This is a genomic window from Bradyrhizobium sp. USDA 3315 (assembly GCF_054056795.1).
Map to the genome: position 1 here is coordinate 1,221,507 of NZ_JBSRYP010000001.1, position 17,578 is coordinate 1,239,084.

Below are 17,578 nucleotides of genomic sequence, written 5' to 3' on the forward strand. Positions count from 1 at the left end.
GAATGACGAAACAAACAGACATGGGGAGCGACGACATGACCGCTGAAATCAAGATCGAGACCGGCACCGACGAACTGCTCTGCGTGATCCGCGATCGCGTCGCCGTCATCACGCTGAACCGCCCGGACGCCCGCAACTCGCTGTCGGACACGCTGACGCCGGCGCTGCGCACGATGATCAGGACCTGCGGCGAGAACCCCGAGGTCGGCGTGCTGCTCGTCACCGGCGCCGGCAAGGCGTTCTGCGCCGGCGGCAACGTCAAGGGCATGGGCGCGCATCGCGACAAGAAGAAGCTCGAAATGTCCTATGAGGACAAGGTCGCGGATTTGCAGGAGCGCCAGCGCCTGCTCACCGGCGCGCTCGCCTCGGTGCGCAAGCCGACCATTGCCGCCCTTCCCGGTCCCGCGGTCGGCGCCGGCCTTGCGATCGCGATGGCCTGCGACATTCGGATCGCGGCACAATCCGCCTTCATCTCGACCGGTTACTTACGGGTGGCGCTGAGCGGCGATTACGGCATGGCCTGGCTGTTGACGCGCCTGGTCGGCACCTCGCGCGCCCGCGAGCTGATGTTCACTTCGGAGAAGGTCGACGCCGCGAGATGCGAGCAGATCGGCCTCGTCAACCGCGTGGTGCCGGACGAAACGCTGCAGGACGAGGCCTTTGCGCTGGCGAAGTCGATCGCCGAAGGCCCGACGCTGGCGCTGCGCTACATGAAGGACAATCTCGACGAGGCGCTGCAATTCGACTTCGCCACCGCGCGCGACCACGAGGCCGAGCGGCTGATCCGCCTCACCACGACGGCCGATCACAAGGAGGCCGTGCAGGCCTTCATCGAGAAGCGCAAGCCGGTGTTCCGGGGGAGTTGATCCCAGTTCAGCGTCCCGTCATTGCCGGGCTTGACCCGGCAATCCATCGCAAAGGAATGCCTTTGTTTGATGGATGCGCGGGTCAAGCCCGCGCATGACGATCTCGTAGCCCGGATGCAGCGCAGCGTAATCCGGGATCGGTCTCACCGCGGACGCAGTCTCTCCGGATTGCGCTTCGCTTCATCCGGGCTACGCAGGTCCATCCGGGCTACGGGCTGCCGCGCGCAAAATCGACGAACGCCCGCAGCGCGGCCGGCAATTGGCTGCGGCTGGGGTAATAGAGGAAGAACCCGGGATAGGCCGGGCACCAGTCGGCGAGCACGCGCACCAGTTTTCTTTTGGCGATCAGCGCCTCGACCTGCGCCTCGAACACATAGGCCAGCCCCGCCCCCTCGAGCGCCGCATCGACCATCAGATCCTGGTCGTTCAGCGTGAGCGGCCCCGCGACATCGATATCGACCTCGATGCCGCCGCGCTCGAACTCCCAGCGATAGATCGCGCCAGAGGTGAAGCGGTAGCGAATGCAGGGCAGGCCTTTCAGGTCGTGCGGCGTCACCGGCGGCTTGTGGGTCCTGAAATAGGCCGGCGAGCCGATCACGGCAAAGCGATGCCGCGGCCCGATCGGCACGGCGATCATGTCGGCAGCAATGGTCTCGCCGAACCGCACGCCGGCATCGAAACCCGCGGCGACCATGTCGATCAACGCGTCGTTGATCATGATCTCGACGTTGATATCAGGAAACGCCTTCAGGAAGCGCGTGACGATCGGCAGCAGCACCAGTTGCGCCGACTGGCGCGCCGCGGTGAAGCGCAGCGTGCCCACCGGCTTTCCGCGAAAATTGTTGAGATCCTCCAGCGCATCGTCGATGTCGCGAAACGCCGGACTGATCCGCGCGAATAGAAGCTCCCCGGCCTCGGTCAACGCCACGCTGCGCGTGGTGCGGTTGATCAGGCGCAGATCGAGCCGCTCCTCGATGTTGCGCAGCGCATGCGACAGTGCCGAGGCGGACACGCCAAGCTCGGTCGCCGCCGCGCGAAAACTCTTGTGCCGGGCAATGGCGAGGAAGGTGGCGAGGTCGGAAGGATCGATCCGCATTGATGAATTCTGCTCAGTAGCTTGAGGAATTCATAGCGGATTATCTCAATTATGGCGAGGCGCTATCCCTTTGCCCATCAGCCCGGCAGCGCGCCGGGCCTTCCAGGAAAGGGCAAGATCATGCGTGTCTGGTTCATCACAGGAGCTTCCCGGGGGTTCGGTGCCCTGATCGCGGAAGCCGCGCTCAAGGCCGGCGATGCGGTGGTGGCCACCGCTCGCGATCCCGCGACCGTCACCGCTCGCCTCGGCCAGCATGAGCGGCTGCTGGCCACAAGGCTCGACGTCACCAGCGAGGCTGAGGCCCACGCCGCGGCCGGCGAGGCGGTCAAAAAGTTCGGCCGCATCGATATCCTGATCAACAATGCGGGCTACGGCCTGCTCGGCGCGATCGAGGAGGCCAGCGCCGCGGAGACCCAGCGGCTGTTCGGCACCAATGTGTTCGGCCTGCTCGGCGTCAGCCGCGCGGTGCTGCCGCATATGCGCCGGCAACGCTCGGGCCACGTCATCAACATCTCCTCGGTCGGCGGCTACACCGGCTATCCCGGCTGGGGCGTCTACGGCGCGACCAAGTTCGCGGTGGAAGGCATCAGCGAGGCGCTGGCCGCCGAAGTCGCGCCGCTCGGCATCAAGGTGACAGTGGTCGAGCCGGGCTTCTTCCGCACCGACTTCCTCGACGAGAGTTCGCTGTCGCGCACCGCGCAGCAGATCGAGGATTATCATGCGAGCGTCGGCAAGACCCGCGCCGTCGCCGCCGATTTCAACCACGGCCAGCGCGGCGATCCGCGCAAGCTCGCCGGTGCGATCCTCAAGCTCGTCAACGCGGAAACGCCGCCGCTGCGGCTGCCGCTCGGCAGCGACACCGTGGAGCGGATCGAGACCAAGAATGCGTTTGTCGCGAGGGAGCTCGCGGAATGGCGGACGGTGGCGACGTCGACGGATTTTACGGAGGAAGTTTGATCCGTCATTGCCGGGCTTGACCCGGCAATCCATCGAAAGAAACGCTTTCGCTCGATGGATGCGCGGGTCAAGCCCGCGCATGACGAGCGGAAATCGCGGCAAAGGCACGGGCTATAGAAAAGGGCCCGGTTCTGGAGGGGCCAGAACCGGGCCTAGTCAGTCAAACCGCAAGCGAGGACATCGCGGCCAAGCGGGAAGTGGCGGCAAGCCGCCAGCTGGCACAGGGAATGTCTTGCGGTTCGACGTGGATCTCTTTTGCAAAGCGCACCAGCTTCCAATCGCCGGCGCTCGGCATGAAGGCGTAGCCCGACTTCCGGGCGAGGCCGATCATCGTCGCATTGGAACGCAAGGTGTCGCCGAAGATGCGCTCGGCTCCGAAGGACGCCGCGCGGCATTCGAGATTCTTGAGCAGCGCCTTGCCAATGCCGTGGCCCTGCCACCGGTCATCGATCGACAGGCCGAACTCGACGCTCGACGTATCGGCATGGAAGGCGTAGCGGGCTTCGCCGACGATGGTCTCAAAGCCATCGACCGGCATCGTCGCGACCACCGTGAACCGGTCAGCCTCGCCGACATGGATGAAACGCTCGAGCTCCGTCTTCGGCAGCTCGCTCAACGCGCCCAGGAAGCGGTTGTAACGGGACCCCGCGGAGAGCGAGCGGATGTAGCTCTGCAGCTCTTCGCGGTCGCGCGGCTCGACGAAGCGCACCTTGACCTCGCTGCCGTTCTTGGCGCGCAGCACGTCAGAGTATTGCTTGAGATCGTCGAGATGCAGCGCAACCATGACACGCTCCTCGGGTGAAGAAATTGGCCGGCGCCCCTCGATCGAGGCGACGCCAGCGGTGGCGTCCTTCTCAGGCCCGCCAGAACGGCTTCTCGGTCTCGAAAACGATGTCGCTGCGGGACATGCCGATGTCGTGCAGATCGCGCTCGGTCCACTGCGACAACTCGCGGCGGCGCTCATAGCGCTCCCACCAGACGTGAAGGGTCTCGCCGACCTGGTTCAGCAGGCCCGATGCGTGATGATTTGGCGTATGACGATTTGTCATCGATTCATGGGTGAAAATGGACATCTGCGGCTCCTATCGGTAACCTGTTGGCCGTAGTATCGGAGCTATTCGGCCCGCTCACAAACGACACTTTGTACCGTTTCGCATGAATTAAAGTCATGTATTGGAGACGCATAAGAATTGGAGACGCATAAGAGATGACCAGCCGCCTGCCTTCGCTGAATGGCCTGAGGGCGTTCGAGGCCACCGCACGGCATATGAGCTTCACGCTGGCGGCGTCCGAACTGAACGTGACGCAGACGGCGATCAGCCATCAGATCCGGCGGCTCGAGGAGGAGCTCGGCGTCCGCCTGTTCGTCCGCCAGAACCGCTCGCTGAGCCTGACGCCGGAGGCTACCGAATACCTTCCCGGCGTCCGCGCCGCCTTCAACGATCTCAGGCTCGCCACCGACCGCCTGTTGCGCCGGGACGACGATCACGTGCTGACGGTCTCGACGCTGGCATCGCTTGCCGCCAAATGGCTACTGCCGCGGCTGTCGGCCTTCCAGGAGGCGCATTCCGGCATCGACGTTCGCATCACCACCTCGACCAGCCTGATCGACTTCCAGCGCGACAAGGTCGACGCGGCGATCCGCTATGGCCGCGGCCAATGGGCGGGCCTGCGTGCCGATTGGTTGATGGCGGATGAGCTGTTTCCGGTGTGCAGCCCGTCGCTGCTGCAGGGAACCAGGCCGCTGAAATGCCCTGAAGACCTCAGGGATCACACGCTCCTGCACACCAGCAACGCCAACAGCGACGACTGGCGGCTGTGGCTGACCGCGGCGGGGCTGCCGACCGATATTTCCAAGCAGCCCGGCGTCACCTTCGACCTGCTGTTCGTGACGATCCAGGCCGCGATCGACGGCATCGGCATCGCGATGGGCCGCACCTCCTATGTGCAGGACGACATCGCCAAGGGTCGCCTCGTGGTTCCCTTCAAGATCGCGCTGCCGGCCGACGCCGGCTTCTACCTGGTTTCGCCGCAAGGACGCGCCGATACGCCAAAGCTCTCCGCGTTCCGGAACTGGCTCGGCACAACGGCGCACGCCGCGCCTTGATGCGGCGCACGCGTCGGCCGGAGCTTCGGTTCTGATTGGACCTGGGCCAAAGCGCCAGATCGTTGTTTTGACGAGGTTTCTTCGCGCGAACCGGTATCTCCTTCGCTCGAGACGCTCCCTGCGGTTTGCACCTACGGCTTTTTTCCCATAGCCCCCCGCGTGATTTCGGGTTGGTCGCGCCGGACAGGCGTGCCAAATTGCCGCACATGGCAGTTAACTGCTTTGGCCGGCGAGACAATTTGCGCCGGCCGTTTTTGTCACGGGGAGGAAAGGGCGTTATGTCGCAGTCGAGTTCATCGCAAGTCCCGCAGATCAAATCGCGTCTTGGCGCCATCCTGCGCGCGACCAGCGGCAATTTCCTCGAGCAGTTCGACTTCTTCCTGTTCGGCTTCTATGCCCAGGCGATTGCGAAGGCCTTCTTCCCCTCCGAGAACGAGACCGCGGCGCTGCTCAACGCGTTCGGCGTGTTCTGGCTCGGCGCCCTGATGCGCCCGGTCGGCGCCGTCGTGCTCGGCGCGTATATCGACCGCATCGGCCGCCGCAAGGGCCTGATCGTGACGCTGTCGATCATGGCTATCGGCACCGTGGTGATCGCGCTCTGCCCGAGCTATTCGACCATCGGCATTGCGGCGCCGATCATCGTGCTGATCGCGCGCCTGCTGCAGGGCTTCTCCGCCGGCGTCGAGCTCGGCGGCGTCTCGGTCTATCTCGCGGAGATCGCCACGCCCGGCAATCGCGGCTTCTACACCTCGTTCCAGTCGGCGAGCCAGCAGGTCGCGATCTTCGTCGCCTCGATCCTCGGCTTCGTCCTCAGCGAGAGCATGCCGGCCGCGACCGTGGCCTCCTGGGGCTGGCGCATCCCGTTCTTCGTCGGCTGCCTGATCATCCCGGTGATCTTCTTCCTGCGCCGGACACTAGAGGAGACCCCGGCGTTCCTCGCGATGAAGAAGCATCCGACCGCAAGCGAGGTGTTCGCATCGGCGATCGCGAACTGGCGCATCGTCGTGCTCGGCATGATGATCGCGGTGCTGACCACCACCACCTTCTACTTCGTCACCGTCTATACGCCGACCTTCGGCAAGACCGTGCTGAAGCTCTCGACCCAGGATGCGCTGCTGGTGACGCTGCTGGTTGCGGTGACCAATTTCATCTGGAATCCGGTCGGCGGCGCGGTGTCCGACCGGATCGGCCGCAAGCCGGTGCTGCTGGCGATCGCCGGCCTGTCCCTCATCACGGCCTATCCGGCGCTGCACTGGCTGGTGACCAATCCCTCGTTCGGCAAGATGCTGGCGGTCGAGATGATGTTCTCGTTCTATTTCGGCGTCTACAGCGGCACCATGCTGGGCTGCCTGGTCGAGATCGTGCCGGCGCATGTCCGCACCACCTGCTTCTCGCTGGCCTTTGCGCTGGCGGCGGGGCTGTTCGGCACCTTCACGCCGTTCGCCTCGACCTGGCTGATCCAGCAGACCGGCGACAAGGCTTCGCCCGGCTACTGGCTGATGTGCGCCGCAGCTCTCGGCATCGTCGCCGCGCTGATCGTGTATCGTGGCGGCCAGACCATCGAGCAGCGCGAGACGGTTGCGGCCTGATATTCCACTTCGCGGCCGGGCGGGCTCGCTGGGCATGACTTCTCCGGAAAATCGCGACACGCTTTTCCGGATCATGCTCATGCGCCCGGCCGTGTTGCTTTCCATGCCAACAACGATAACAAGAGCGCATGGTTGATCTGACGCGCAGGTTCGACGTGCTGGTGATCGGCGGCGGCAACGCCGCGCTGTGCGCTGCGATCAGCGCACGACGCGCCGGCGCCTCGGTGCTGGTGCTGGAAGGCGCCCCGAAATTCTATCGCGGCGGCAACACCCGCCACACCCGCAACATGCGCTGCGCCCATGACGCTGCGACCGAGATCCTCACCGGTCCCTACACCGAGGAGGAGTTCTGGAAGGATTTGCTGCTGGTGACCGGCGGCCAGACCGACGAGGAACTGGCCCGCTTCATGATCCACGAATCCAAGGACATCCTGAACTGGATCGTCGAGCAGGGCGTACGCTGGCAGCCGTCGCTCGGCGGCACGCTGAGCCTTGGCCGCACCAACTCGTTCTTCCTCGGCGGCGGCCGCGCGATGCTGAACGCGCTCTATCGCACCGCCGAGGAGCTCGGCGTCGACATCCTCTACGATGCCGAGGTCATCGACCTCACGGTCGAGGACGGCATGTTCCTTTCGGCGCAGCTGAAGCAGCCGGTCGGCGGCAAGACCGAAGTCCGCGCCTCGACCCTGGTTGCGGCCGCCGGCGGCTTCGAGGCCAACATCGAATGGCTGAAGGAATCCTGGGGCGATGCGGCCGACAATTTCCTGATCCGCGGCACGCCCTATAATCGCGGCGCGATCCTCAAGATGCTGCTCGCCAAGGGCGTGCAGGAGATCGGCGATCCGACGCAATGCCATGCCGTGGCGATCGACGCCCGCGCGCCGAAATTCGACGGCGGCATCATCACGCGTCACGATTCGGTCGTGTTCGGCATCGTCGTCAACAAGCATGCCGAGCGCTTCTACGACGAGGGCGAGGACATCTGGCCGAAGCGCTATGCGATCTGGGGCCGGCTGGTCGCCGCGCAGCCGGACCAGATCGCCTACATCATCTTCGACTCGACCGTGGTGACGAGCTTCATGCCGACGCTGTTTCCACCGATCGCGGGCGCGACGATTGCCGAACTCGCCGGCAAGCTCGAGCTCGACGCGGCCGCGCTGGAAAAGACCATCACCGAGTTCAACGCCGCAGTGCAGCCCGGCACCTTCGACCACACCATCCTCGACGACTGCGCTACCCAAGGCATCGCGCCGCCGAAGACGCATTGGGCGCGCCGGATCGAGACGCCGCCATACCTCGCCTATCCGGTGCGGCCCGGCATCACCTTCACCTATCTCGGCACCCGCGTGAACCGAGAGGCGCGGATACTGATGAAGGACGGCAAGCCGTCCGCCAACATGTTCGCGGCCGGCGAGATCATGGCCGGCAACGTGCTCGGCAAGGGCTATGCCGCCGGCATCGGCATGACCATCGGCAGCGTGTTCGGTCGCGTCGCCGGCCGGGAAGCAGCCAAGAATGCGCGGAACTGAAGGCGGGACTGACGCGATGCACGGGACGAGGATCTTGCAGGAAGCCGACCGTCTGATGACGGTGTGCAATTCCTGCCGCTATTGCGAGGGCCTGTGCGCGGTGTTTCCCGCGATGGAGATGCGCCGCGCTTTCTCCGACGGCGATCTCAACTACCTCGCCAACCTCTGCCACGGCTGCGGCGCCTGCTACACCGACTGCCAGTTCTCGCCGCCGCACGAATTCAACGTCAATGTACCGAAGACGCTCGCGGTCGCGCGCGCCGAATCCTATGCCGCCTATGCCTGGCCGCGCGCCTTTGCCGGCGCGTTCGCGCGCAACGGCCTCGTCATCAGCCTGATCGCAGCGCTCAGCGTCGCCGCCTTCATCTTCGGCTTCGCCGCGGTCAATGATCGCGGCGTGCTCACCGGCATCCACACCGGTCCCGGCGCGTTCTACAAACTGATGCCGCACAATGCGATGGCGCTGCTGTTCGGCTTAGCCCTGCTCTACGCGATCCTGGCGCTGGTAATGGGCGTGCGCGCCTTCTGGCGCGACATCGGCGAGCCGGTCGGCATGACGACGGATGCGAAGGCGCTGTTGCAGGCGGTCCGCGACGCCGGCGAGCTGCGCTACCTCGACGGCGGCGGTGTCGGCTGCTTCAACGAGGACGACCAGCCGACCGACCGCCGCAAGCTGTATCACCACTTCACCTTCTATGGCTTCGCGCTGTGCTTCGCCGCGACCTGCGTCGGCACGCTGTATCACTACCTCCTGGCGCGCGAGGCACCCTATGCGTGGTGGGACCTGCCCGTCGTGCTCGGCACGCTCGGCGGCATTGGGCTCGTGGTCGGCCCGCTCGGCCTGCTCGGCGAGAAATGGAAGCGCGACCGCGTGCTGGTCGACGAGCAGCGCATGGGCATGGACACCGCGTTCATCCTGATGCTGTTCCTGACCAGCATCACCGGCCTCGCCTTGCTGCTGTGGCGCGAGACCGCCGCGATGGGCCCGCTGCTGGCGCTGCATCTCGGCGTGGTGTTCGCGCTGTTCATCACCATGCCCTACGGCAAATTCGTGCACGGTATCTACCGCTTTGTCGCGCTGGTGCGCTATGCGCGCGAACGGCAGATGATGGCGGAATGAATGGTGGTGGGTTAGCGCAGCGTAGCCCGGCTTACGAACTCATCTTGCATCGGGCTTTGTCGCCAGGGCACAGAACCACTCATTTGTCTCGACCAGCTGAGCCTGCGTGAAGCCGGCCGCTGCCAGCTTTTCCGTCACCCCTTCCTTGGGCTGTCCGGAGTAGCGCGTAAAGCCGAGTGCGATCCTGCCGCTCGGCTTCATCACGCGACGGACCTCACGTAGCCCGGCGACGGCATCCGGCCAGACCTGCATCGAGTTGATCGCCAGCGCCGCGTCGAAGCTATTCGCATCGAATGGCATGCGTTCCACGGAGCCAAGCCGAAGCTCGACACGACCATCCTCGATCGCGGCCGCGTTCCGGGCGCGAGCTTGCCCGACCATCTCCTGCGACGGATCAATGCCCGCGATGCGTCCGACCGGCACCAATGTCGACAGGCGATGAATGACGGCGCCCGGACCAAACCCGACTTCGAGCACGCTGTCATCAGGTCCTACCTCTAGGCGAACTGCGACCCACGCGCCGCAATCTGCATTGGTGCGTGCCATGATCATGCCGCCGAGCCTCCCCAGGAGGCCCCGAGGACGGCCAAACGCACGCAAGAGGATGCTTTGCATGACGCTCACCGATTGCCATCTCCGGTGAACAGGATTTCGGGACGGTCGCGGCTACAAATCCACCACCACGTAGTCACTCTCCACCGCGACCTTGATGGTCTCGGCGACATACGGCCCCTTCACCACATTGGTGCCCGGCTCGACGCTGACCGGATAGGCGCGCACGCGGAAGCGGCGCGGGTCGCAATAGGACTGGCCGGTGCGGATGTCGAACTCCCAGCCGTGCCAGGGGCAGCGCAGGATCTCGCCGAGCTTGGTGTATTCGATTTCGCCGGGGTCCGACGACGACGCGAGCCCGATCAGCGGCCCCTCACACAGCGCCGCGCCCTGATGCGGGCAGCGGTTCAGCAGGCCGAAGAACTCGCCCTTGACGTTGAAGACCGCGATCGGCCGTCCGTCGATCTCGAGAAATTTTCGCGAACCCGGCGGCAGCTCGTCCACCGGGGCTATCACATGCCGCGCCATCAATCGTTCTCACGCATGATCTGATTCGAAAAACCGGTTCCCACTTTTTCGGATCATGCGATACCGTACAGCTGCTTGGCGTTGTCGAGATAGAACGCCTGGCGATTGGCATCGCTGACGCCGGCCGGCAGCACGCGCGACGGCTCGTCGTAATCCCAATGCGGGTAATCGGTCGCGAACAGCAGCCTGTCCCAGCCGATCCACTCGATGGTCTGGAACAGATGGTCGCGGCTCTCCGGATCCTCCATCGGCTGCGTCGTCCACCAGATGTGGTCGCGGATATATTCCGACGGCTTGCGCTTCAGATGCGGCACCTCGGCATGCAGCCGCGAAAACACCTTGTCGAGCCGCCAGGCCAGCGACGGCGCCCAACCGAAGCCGGCCTCGACCATCACCATCTTCAGTTTCGGGAAGCGCTCGAACACGCCCTCGAGCACGAGGCTCGCCAGAGCGGTCTGCTGGCACTGCGAATGCCCGACCATCTCCTCGATATAGTAGCTCGGCCACCCCGACGCGGTAATCGGGTTGCCGCCGAAGCCGAAGGCGTGCACACCGATCGGAAGGCCGGCTTCCTGTGCCGCCTCATAGATCGGCCAGTAACGGCGCTGGCCGAGCGGCTCGACATTGCGGCTGAGCAGCAGCACCTGGACGAAATTTGTGTCGCCCGCGCGCTTGCGGATTTCGGCGGCGGCCGACATGCCATCCTCATTGGCGACGACGACCGAGCCTTTCAGGCGGGAATCCTTGCTGGTCCATTTTTCGATCTGCCAGTCGTTGATTGCCGAACAGATCGCGCCGGCGAGATCTTGGTTGCGGATGCCCTGTCCGGTGTTGAGCGGGTTGAGCACGCCGAGCGCGACATTGTTGGGATCGAGGTGCTGCTTCTGCATGAAGGACAGCGACGAGCCCTGCGGGCCGCCTTCCGGCGGATAGGCATCGCGGCGCGACGCATTCGGCTGCGCCTTCGGATAGGGCGGGCCTCCCATCATGCCCTGATAGGCATGGACGCCGAAGGTCTCGAGATGCGCATGCCAGCGCTTTTCGAGATAAGGATACAATTCATCCTTGGTGGCGCGGGCCGGATGGATGTCGCAGTCGGCGATCGCGGTCTTGATGCTGGTCGGCGATGCGGTTTCGGGACGCTCGCGGAGCTGGATGTTCATGGCGTCATCTCCTTCACCTTGAGCCGGCCATAGGTCGCATGCGGATTATCGATCATGATCTTGCGTACCAGATCCTGCGACAACCCGTGCGGCAGCACCTCGTCACCGTCGAACTGCCAATGCGGATAATCTGACGAGAATAGGATCAATTCGTCCGACTGCATATGGTCGAACAGGCGGTTCAGCGTGTCTCCGTCCGGCGGCGCATCGACCGGCTGCAGCGAGAAGCGGATGTTGCTGCGCACAATCTCCAGCGGCGCGCGGTCGACCCACGGGGTCTCCATGCGCACGCCGCGCCAGAACTTGTGCAGCCGCCACAGGAATGGCGGCAGCCAGGTGAAGCCGGACTCCAGCATCACCATTTTCAGGTTCGGATGGCGCGCGAACACGCCCTCGACGATCAGGCTGGTGAGCTGGGTCTGGAACGCCTGCGCCTGCGCAACATAATCCTCGATGTGATAGGAGCCCCAGCCGACCGAGGTCGGCGGATTGTGATAGGCGCTGCCGGCATGGATGCCGACCGGCAGGCCGAGCCGTTCCGCCGCGGCGTAGATCGGCCAGTAGTGCCGCTTGCCAAGCGGCATGTCGCCCATCACCAGCATCAACACCTGCACGAAGCGCTTGTCCTGCGCACAGCGCTCGATCTCGGCGACCGCCTTTTCGATGCTCTGCACCGGGATCACGATCGAGCCGCGCAGGCGATCGTCCTTGTCGAGCCATTCCTTGACCAGCCAGTCGTTCAGCGCGCGGCAGAACGCATCGGCCATGTCCTCGGAGAACACCATCTGCACGCCGTAGAGCGGATTGCAGATGCCGTAGGCCGTGCCGAACTGGTCGAGCGCCTGGCGCTGCATGTCCGCAAGGCTCGAGCCCGGCTTGCCTTGCGCTGGACGCCAGTCCGGCCGCGACGAGATCGGCGAATTGGTCGGATAGGATTGCGAGATCAGGTCGGTCATGCCGCGCGTCGTCACCTGGTCGCGCCAGTAGTCGTTCATGTACGGCAGCAGGCTGGTGAGGTGAGGCACGGCGGGATGCAGATCGCAATCCACGCCGCCCGCGATTGGCGACGTCATGATGTTTCCTCCGCGCACGCTCTCACGACAAGCTTGTCGGGCGGCGCCTGGTTCTTGTCTTGCATTCAATCAGGCCATGCCGCGGCCTGCAACTCGGCAAAGGGCTGCGTGGTGTGCTAGGAGGGCAGGACGCCCCACGGGATTTTCATGGCAAGCAACGAGAAAGAAGGCCGATGAACGCGCTCACATCCATCGCCGAACAGGTCGCCGCAAAACTGATCGCGAACAAGCAGACGATTGCGGTCGCGGAATCCTCAACCGGCGGACTGATCTCCGCATCGCTGCTCGCGGTTCCCGGCGCGTCGGCCTATTTCCTCGGCGGCGGCGTGATCTACACCCGCGACGCGCGGCGCGCGCTGATGGACATTCCCGACGACGCCATGCGTGGGCTCCGCTCGGCGTCGGAACCTTACGCGCAATTGCTGGCGCGGCAGATCCGCGAGCGCCTCGCGACCGACTGGGGATTGTCGGAGACCGGTGCCGCCGGCCCGACCGGCAACCGCTACGGCGATGCCGCCGGCCACAGCTGCATGGCTGTCGCAGGCCCCCACCAGCAGGTGATCACGCTGGAGACCGCGAGCAGCGACCGGCAGGCGAACATGCAGGCATTTGCGAAGGCGGCGCTGGAGCTGTTGTTGAAGAATCTGGAACGGTAATTTTTCCCTGTCGTCCCGGGCAAGCGACTTGTCTCACCGAAGCTCGAAGAGCGGAGGCGGAAGCGCGACCCGGGACCCATAATCACCGATGGCAATTGACGATGGTCCGCTGGAGCCACAGCCTGCTTCAACAACTCGATCATGTGGTTATGGGTCCCTGGTTTCGCAGGGACGACTTGGGGAAAGAGCCTGCAATCTAACGAGGACTGCGTAGCCCGGATGAAGCGAAGCGCAATCCGGGACGACTTCATCCGCTGAGCGACTGTTCCCGGATTTCGCTGCGCTTCATCCGGGCTACAAGAGCAGCGCGCGGCTCACTTCTCGCGGAACGAGCGCATGAACTGGTCGCTCATCGGCTTCATCAGATAGGACAGCATGGTGCGGTCGCCGGTCTGGACGAAGGCTTCCACCGGCATGCCCGGGATGATCTTCACCTCGCTGCCGAGGCGCGCCACTTCTTCCGGCGGCATCGAGACGCGGATGGTGTAATAGCTCTGCCCGGTGCGCTGGTCGGTGGTGACGTCGGCGGAGACGCGGGTGACGACGCCGTTCAGCTCCGGCGTGGTGCGCTGGTTGAAGGCGGAGAGCCGCAGCACTGTCTTCTGTCCGACCTGCAGCTTGTCGATGTCCTGCGGATTGACCTTGGCCTCGACCGACAGATCGTCGGCCTTCGGCACGATCATCATGATGGCATCGCCCGCGGTAATGACGCCGCCGACGGTGTGCACGGTCGATTGCAGCACGACGCCGTCCTGCGGCGCGCGGATGTCGATGCGGCGAAGCTGATCCTCGGCGGTGACCTTGCGCTCGACGAACTCGCCGATCTTGTCGTTGGTCTCGCGCAGGTCCTTCGAGACCTCCGCCAGCATGTCCTTGTCGACCTGGATGATCTGCAGCTCGGTCTCGGTGATCTTGCCCTTGGCCTGCGCGCGCGAGGCGATGTACTGCGCGCGCTCGCCGGAGAGCCGCGCCGCGTCGCGCTCGAGCGTGGTCAGGCGGGTCAGCTGCACCAGATGCTGCTCATAGAGCTGGCGGACGCCGACCAGCTCCTGCTGCACCAGCGCGATCTCCTTGTCCTTGGCGCTCTCCTGCGCCTGCAGGCCGGAGATCTCCTCGTTGAGCTGGGTGACGCGCTCGCGCAGCTGCGCCTTCTGGCCGGTGCGGCCGTTGACGCGGACCTCGAACAGCTTGGTTTCGCTCGCCATGATGTCGCGAACGTCCGGCTCCTTGGCCTGCTCGAGCAGCTGCGGCGGGAAGGCGATCTTGTCGCGGCCCTGCTGCTCGGCCTCGAGCCGGGCCGCGCGCGCATAAAGACCGTTCAGCGTCTTGACCACGATCGCAAGGCTGGCCTTCACGACGGTCTCGTCGAGGCGCACGACGATGTCGCCCGCCTTGACCACGTCGCCGTCGCGCACCCGCACCTCGCCGACCACGCCGCCGGTCGGATGCTGCACCTTCTTGACGTTGGATTCGACCACCACCGAGCCCGGCGCGATCAGCGCACCTGAGATCGGCACCGTTGCGGCCCAGCCGCCGACGCCCCCGCCGAGAACCAGAACCACGGCGAGGCCGACGATCAGATGCTTGCGGATCGAGCGATGTGCGTTGCGCGGTTGATCGGTCATGACTTGGCGGCTCCCGCATCCGCGACGATCTTGATCGGCGTCGGCACCGGCGGCGCGGCACGCTGCAGCACCTGCGCAAGCACGGCCTCCTTCGGCCCGAAGGTCTGCATGCGGCCGTCCTTCAGCACCAGCAGATGGTCGACGCCCTCGATGCCGATCGGCCGGTGCGCAACCACAATGACGACCGCGCCGCGCTCGCGGGCGCCGCGCACCGCGCGGGTCAGCGCCTCGTCGCCTTCGCTGTCGAGATTGGAGTTCGGCTCATCCAGCACGATCAGGAACGGATTGCCGTACAGCGCCCGCGCCAGCGCCACGCGCTGCGCCTGGCCGGCGGAGAGCGCGGTGCCCTGTTCGCCGACCTGGGTGTCGTAGCCCTCGCGCATCTTGATGATCATCTCGTGCACGCCGGCCTCCTTGGCCGCCGCGATGATGCCGTCGGACTTGGCGTCGGGATCGAACCGGCAGATGTTCTGCGCGACCGTGCCGGCGAACAGTTCGACGTCCTGCGGCAAATAGCCGACGTGGCGCCCCAGTTGGTCGGACGACCATTGGTCGAGCGCGGCGCCGTCGAGCCGTACCTTGCCGCGCGCCGGCATCCAGACGCCGACCAGCGCCCGGATCAGCGACGACTTGCCGGAGCCGCTCGGGCCGATCACGCCGACGCCGCTGCCGGCTTCGACGGCGAAGGTGATGTCCTGCACGATGGCGCGCTGGTCGCCCGGCGCGACCATGGTCACGGCCTCGACCGAAAGCTTCTTCTCCGGCGCCTGCAACAGCGTCTGCTCGGGCCGCGCCGGAATTTGCTGCAGCAGGCGGTTGAGCCGCTGCCAGCTCTGCCGCGCGGCGACGAAGCCCTTCCAATGCGCGATCGCGAGATCGACCGGCGCCAGTGCCCGCGCGCTCAGGATCGAGCCGGCGATGATGATGCCGCCGGTGGCCTCCTGATGGATCACGAGATAGGCGCCGACCGCGAGCACGGCGGACTGCAGCATCATGCGCAGCACCTTGGCGACCGCACCGAGCCCGCCGGTGACGTCGCTCGCACGCTGGTTGCCGGACAGATACTCCTCGTTGGCCTCGTTCCAGCGCTTGTTCATGCGGCCGGCCATGCCCATCGCCACCAGCACCTCGGCGTTGCGGCGGCTGGAGGCGGCAAGATCGTTGCGCCGCGCCGCGAGCGTCATCGCTTCCTTGGCCGGCGTGCGCGACAAGTATTCCGTGATCAGTGTCAACGTCACCAGGATGATCGCGCCGATCAGCGCCGTAACGCCAAGCAGCCAATGGAAGGCAAAGCAGATCACCATGTAGAACGGCAGCCAGGGCAGATCGAAGAACGCGCCGGGACCCATGCTGCCGAGGAAGGAGCGCACGTTGTCGAGGTCGCGCAGCGGCTGCAGGCCCTCGCTGCGATTGCCGGCCATCAGCGGCAGCCGCACGACGGTGTCGAACACCCGCGCATTGAGCGCTTCGTCGAGCGAGGTGCCGACGCGGCCGAGGATCCGTCCGCGCAGCAGGTCGAGCACGCCCTGAGCCATGTAGAGGACCGCGGCGATGACCACGAGGCCGACCAGGGTCGGAACGCTGCGGCTCGGCAGCACCCGGTCGTAGACTTGCAGCATGAACATCGAACCTGTCAGGTAGAGCAGGTTGATCATGCAACTGATGAGGCCGACGCCGATAAAGGCGCTGCGGCAAGCGCGCAGCGCCTCAGCCAGTTCGGAACGCCGGACAGCGGGCGCGGCTGCCATAAAAACTGATCTCTGCAAAACAAAAGAGTTACGTGATCACCACGTTGTATAGACGTTTGCGACCACCGTCCATTTTAAGTCGCGTGAACCAAAGCATGGTTCGCGGCCTCATTTTGTGATCGCACCGACAGTTGACGGAATAAATTAGGGTTAACCGGCGGCGGAACCCTGGCCTCGCGCGGGCGCGCTTCCCGGAAGCGGCACGAGAATGACCGACATCGAGACCCGGCCGATCTCGCCATCCACATCGAGCAACACCCCGCTGCCGACGCCGAGCCCGACTTCTGGTCGCCAGCGGGCCTCGGCGCGAACGCCGATCCAGGCGCCTCGCGGTGACCGGAACAGCTGCACCGCGAGGTTCGGATTGGGGTCGGCCACCACGTTCTGGACGGGCCGCGCGATGCCGTGGGTCCAGTCAGCCGGGCCGAGCACCCGCGCCAGCGGACCGGCGCCCGCTATGACGGCGTGATGCAAGCGAAACCAGGCGGTATCGCCGCCGGCACGGGCTTCCATCGCATCCATGAACCAGCTGCGGCCATGGACCGCGTGTGGGCTGCGCAACGGAAACACCGTGGGATCCACCTGATCGGCTGCGCTCCCGTAAAATCCCGGGACCTCGACGGCACGCTCGCGCGACAGCGTCACGCGTACCGTCGCGCAGGGTTGCTCCTCGCCGGCCGGCCAGAGCGTGTTGTCGACGACGCTGACCCGGCCGCCTTCGGTCACCACGGTAACGTGCGTGCGCAGTTCCGCCATTGGCGTCGGCCGCAGGAACCAGGCCGCCGCCGAGATCGCGGTGCCCCAGTTGCGCGCGCCGGCCATGGCCTCGACCTCGCCGGTCAGCAGGCTTGCGACCGCCCCGCCCTGAAGGCCTGTGAACGGCCCGGCCGCCAGCGCCGCGGGCTTCCAGTGATGGGGCGTGGCGAGCGGTTCGAAGATGGCCAAGGCGAATGATCCCCTGAGATGAGC

Annotated in this window: 17 protein-coding genes; 7 read left to right on the forward strand and 10 right to left on the reverse strand. The window is 65.3% G+C overall.

All coding sequences use genetic code 11. The features are described 5' to 3' along the window. Nucleotides 1–35 precede the first annotated feature (35 nt). Nucleotides 36–866: an enoyl-CoA hydratase gene (locus ACVIYL_RS05715; RefSeq protein WP_456777958.1), complete on the forward strand. Its 831-nt coding sequence runs from the start codon at nt 36–38 to the stop codon at nt 864–866. 208 nt (nt 867–1,074) lie between these two features. Here the strand turns inward: ACVIYL_RS05715 and ACVIYL_RS05720 are convergent, their stop codons facing one another. Then, a complete protein-coding gene (locus ACVIYL_RS05720) occupies nt 1,075–1,962 on the reverse strand; it encodes a LysR family transcriptional regulator (RefSeq protein WP_456777959.1) in 888 nt (295 codons plus the stop codon). Between the two features lie 120 nt (nt 1,963–2,082). On the opposite strand from ACVIYL_RS05720, the gene ACVIYL_RS05725 reads away from it, so the two are divergent. After that, entirely contained in the window at nt 2,083–2,919 is an 837-nt protein-coding gene (locus ACVIYL_RS05725) for an oxidoreductase (protein WP_456781784.1), read from the forward strand. Nucleotides 2,920–3,079: 160 nt separating this feature from the next. On the opposite strand, the gene ACVIYL_RS05730 is transcribed toward ACVIYL_RS05725, so the two are convergent. Continuing rightward, complete coding sequence (locus tag ACVIYL_RS05730; RefSeq protein ID WP_310880830.1) at nt 3,080–3,703, reverse strand: GNAT family N-acetyltransferase; 624 nt, start codon at nt 3,701–3,703, stop codon at nt 3,080–3,082. A gap of 70 nt (nt 3,704–3,773) precedes the next feature. After that, complete coding sequence (locus tag ACVIYL_RS05735; protein WP_456777960.1) at nt 3,774–3,992, reverse strand: DUF1127 domain-containing protein; 219 nt, start codon at nt 3,990–3,992, stop codon at nt 3,774–3,776. A 134-nt stretch (nt 3,993–4,126) separates the two neighbouring features. Between ACVIYL_RS05735 and ACVIYL_RS05740 the strand changes: the two genes are divergently transcribed. The 4 genes from ACVIYL_RS05740 to tcuB all read left to right on the forward strand — a co-directional run bounded on the left by ACVIYL_RS05740 (nt 4,127) and on the right by tcuB (nt 9,264). Further along, complete coding sequence (locus tag ACVIYL_RS05740; RefSeq protein WP_456777961.1) at nt 4,127–5,026, forward strand: transcriptional regulator GcvA; 900 nt, start codon at nt 4,127–4,129, stop codon at nt 5,024–5,026. Between the two features lie 278 nt (nt 5,027–5,304). Then, entirely contained in the window at nt 5,305–6,615 is a 1,311-nt protein-coding gene (tcuC, locus tag ACVIYL_RS05745) for an MFS transporter (protein ID WP_076832572.1), read from the forward strand. A gap of 128 nt (nt 6,616–6,743) precedes the next feature. Further along, nucleotides 6,744–8,144 carry an FAD-dependent tricarballylate dehydrogenase TcuA gene (tcuA, locus tag ACVIYL_RS05750; protein ID WP_456777962.1) on the forward strand — a complete coding sequence of 467 codons (1,401 nt, stop codon included), beginning with the start codon at nt 6,744–6,746 and terminating at the stop codon, nt 8,142–8,144. Nucleotides 8,145–8,160: 16 nt separating this feature from the next. Further along, nucleotides 8,161–9,264 (forward strand): tricarballylate utilization 4Fe-4S protein TcuB, encoded by a 1,104-nt coding sequence (gene tcuB, locus ACVIYL_RS05755; protein ID WP_456777963.1) that lies wholly within the window; start codon nt 8,161–8,163, stop codon nt 9,262–9,264. A gap of 39 nt (nt 9,265–9,303) precedes the next feature. Here the strand turns inward: tcuB and ACVIYL_RS05760 are convergent, their stop codons facing one another. The 4 genes from ACVIYL_RS05760 to ACVIYL_RS05775 form a co-directional block, all read right to left on the reverse strand. Next, the gene (locus ACVIYL_RS05760; protein ID WP_456777964.1) at nt 9,304–9,816 is read right to left on the reverse strand and encodes a class I SAM-dependent methyltransferase; all 513 of its coding nucleotides are present in this window, start codon (nt 9,814–9,816) and stop codon (nt 9,304–9,306) included. A 114-nt stretch (nt 9,817–9,930) separates the two neighbouring features. Continuing rightward, nucleotides 9,931–10,344, reverse strand: coding sequence for a Rieske (2Fe-2S) protein (locus ACVIYL_RS05765; protein WP_016846808.1), 414 nt, complete (start codon nt 10,342–10,344; stop codon nt 9,931–9,933). Between the two features lie 53 nt (nt 10,345–10,397). Next, nucleotides 10,398–11,507 carry an amidohydrolase family protein gene (locus ACVIYL_RS05770; protein ID WP_253625130.1) on the reverse strand — a complete coding sequence of 370 codons (1,110 nt, stop codon included), beginning with the start codon at nt 11,505–11,507 and terminating at the stop codon, nt 10,398–10,400. Next, nucleotides 11,504–12,580 carry an amidohydrolase family protein gene (locus tag ACVIYL_RS05775; RefSeq protein ID WP_168858649.1) on the reverse strand — a complete coding sequence of 359 codons (1,077 nt, stop codon included), beginning with the start codon at nt 12,578–12,580 and terminating at the stop codon, nt 11,504–11,506. The genes ACVIYL_RS05770 and ACVIYL_RS05775 overlap by 4 nt, the downstream gene beginning before the upstream one ends. A gap of 173 nt (nt 12,581–12,753) precedes the next feature. Between ACVIYL_RS05775 and ACVIYL_RS05780 the strand changes: the two genes are divergently transcribed. Continuing rightward, a complete protein-coding gene (locus ACVIYL_RS05780; RefSeq protein WP_456777965.1) occupies nt 12,754–13,236 on the forward strand; it encodes a CinA family protein in 483 nt (160 codons plus the stop codon). A gap of 314 nt (nt 13,237–13,550) precedes the next feature. On the opposite strand, the gene ACVIYL_RS05785 is transcribed toward ACVIYL_RS05780, so the two are convergent. The 3 genes from ACVIYL_RS05785 to ACVIYL_RS05795 all read right to left on the reverse strand — a co-directional run bounded on the left by ACVIYL_RS05785 (nt 13,551) and on the right by ACVIYL_RS05795 (nt 17,554). Next, nucleotides 13,551–14,861: an HlyD family type I secretion periplasmic adaptor subunit gene (locus tag ACVIYL_RS05785; protein ID WP_057020081.1), complete on the reverse strand. Its 1,311-nt coding sequence runs from the start codon at nt 14,859–14,861 to the stop codon at nt 13,551–13,553. Beyond that, complete coding sequence (locus ACVIYL_RS05790; RefSeq protein WP_456777966.1) at nt 14,858–16,609, reverse strand: type I secretion system permease/ATPase; 1,752 nt, start codon at nt 16,607–16,609, stop codon at nt 14,858–14,860. The genes ACVIYL_RS05785 and ACVIYL_RS05790 overlap by 4 nt, the downstream gene beginning before the upstream one ends. A gap of 150 nt (nt 16,610–16,759) precedes the next feature. Next, nucleotides 16,760–17,554 (reverse strand): acyl-CoA thioesterase domain-containing protein, encoded by a 795-nt coding sequence (locus ACVIYL_RS05795; protein WP_456777967.1) that lies wholly within the window; start codon nt 17,552–17,554, stop codon nt 16,760–16,762. Nucleotides 17,555–17,578 lie beyond the last annotated feature (24 nt).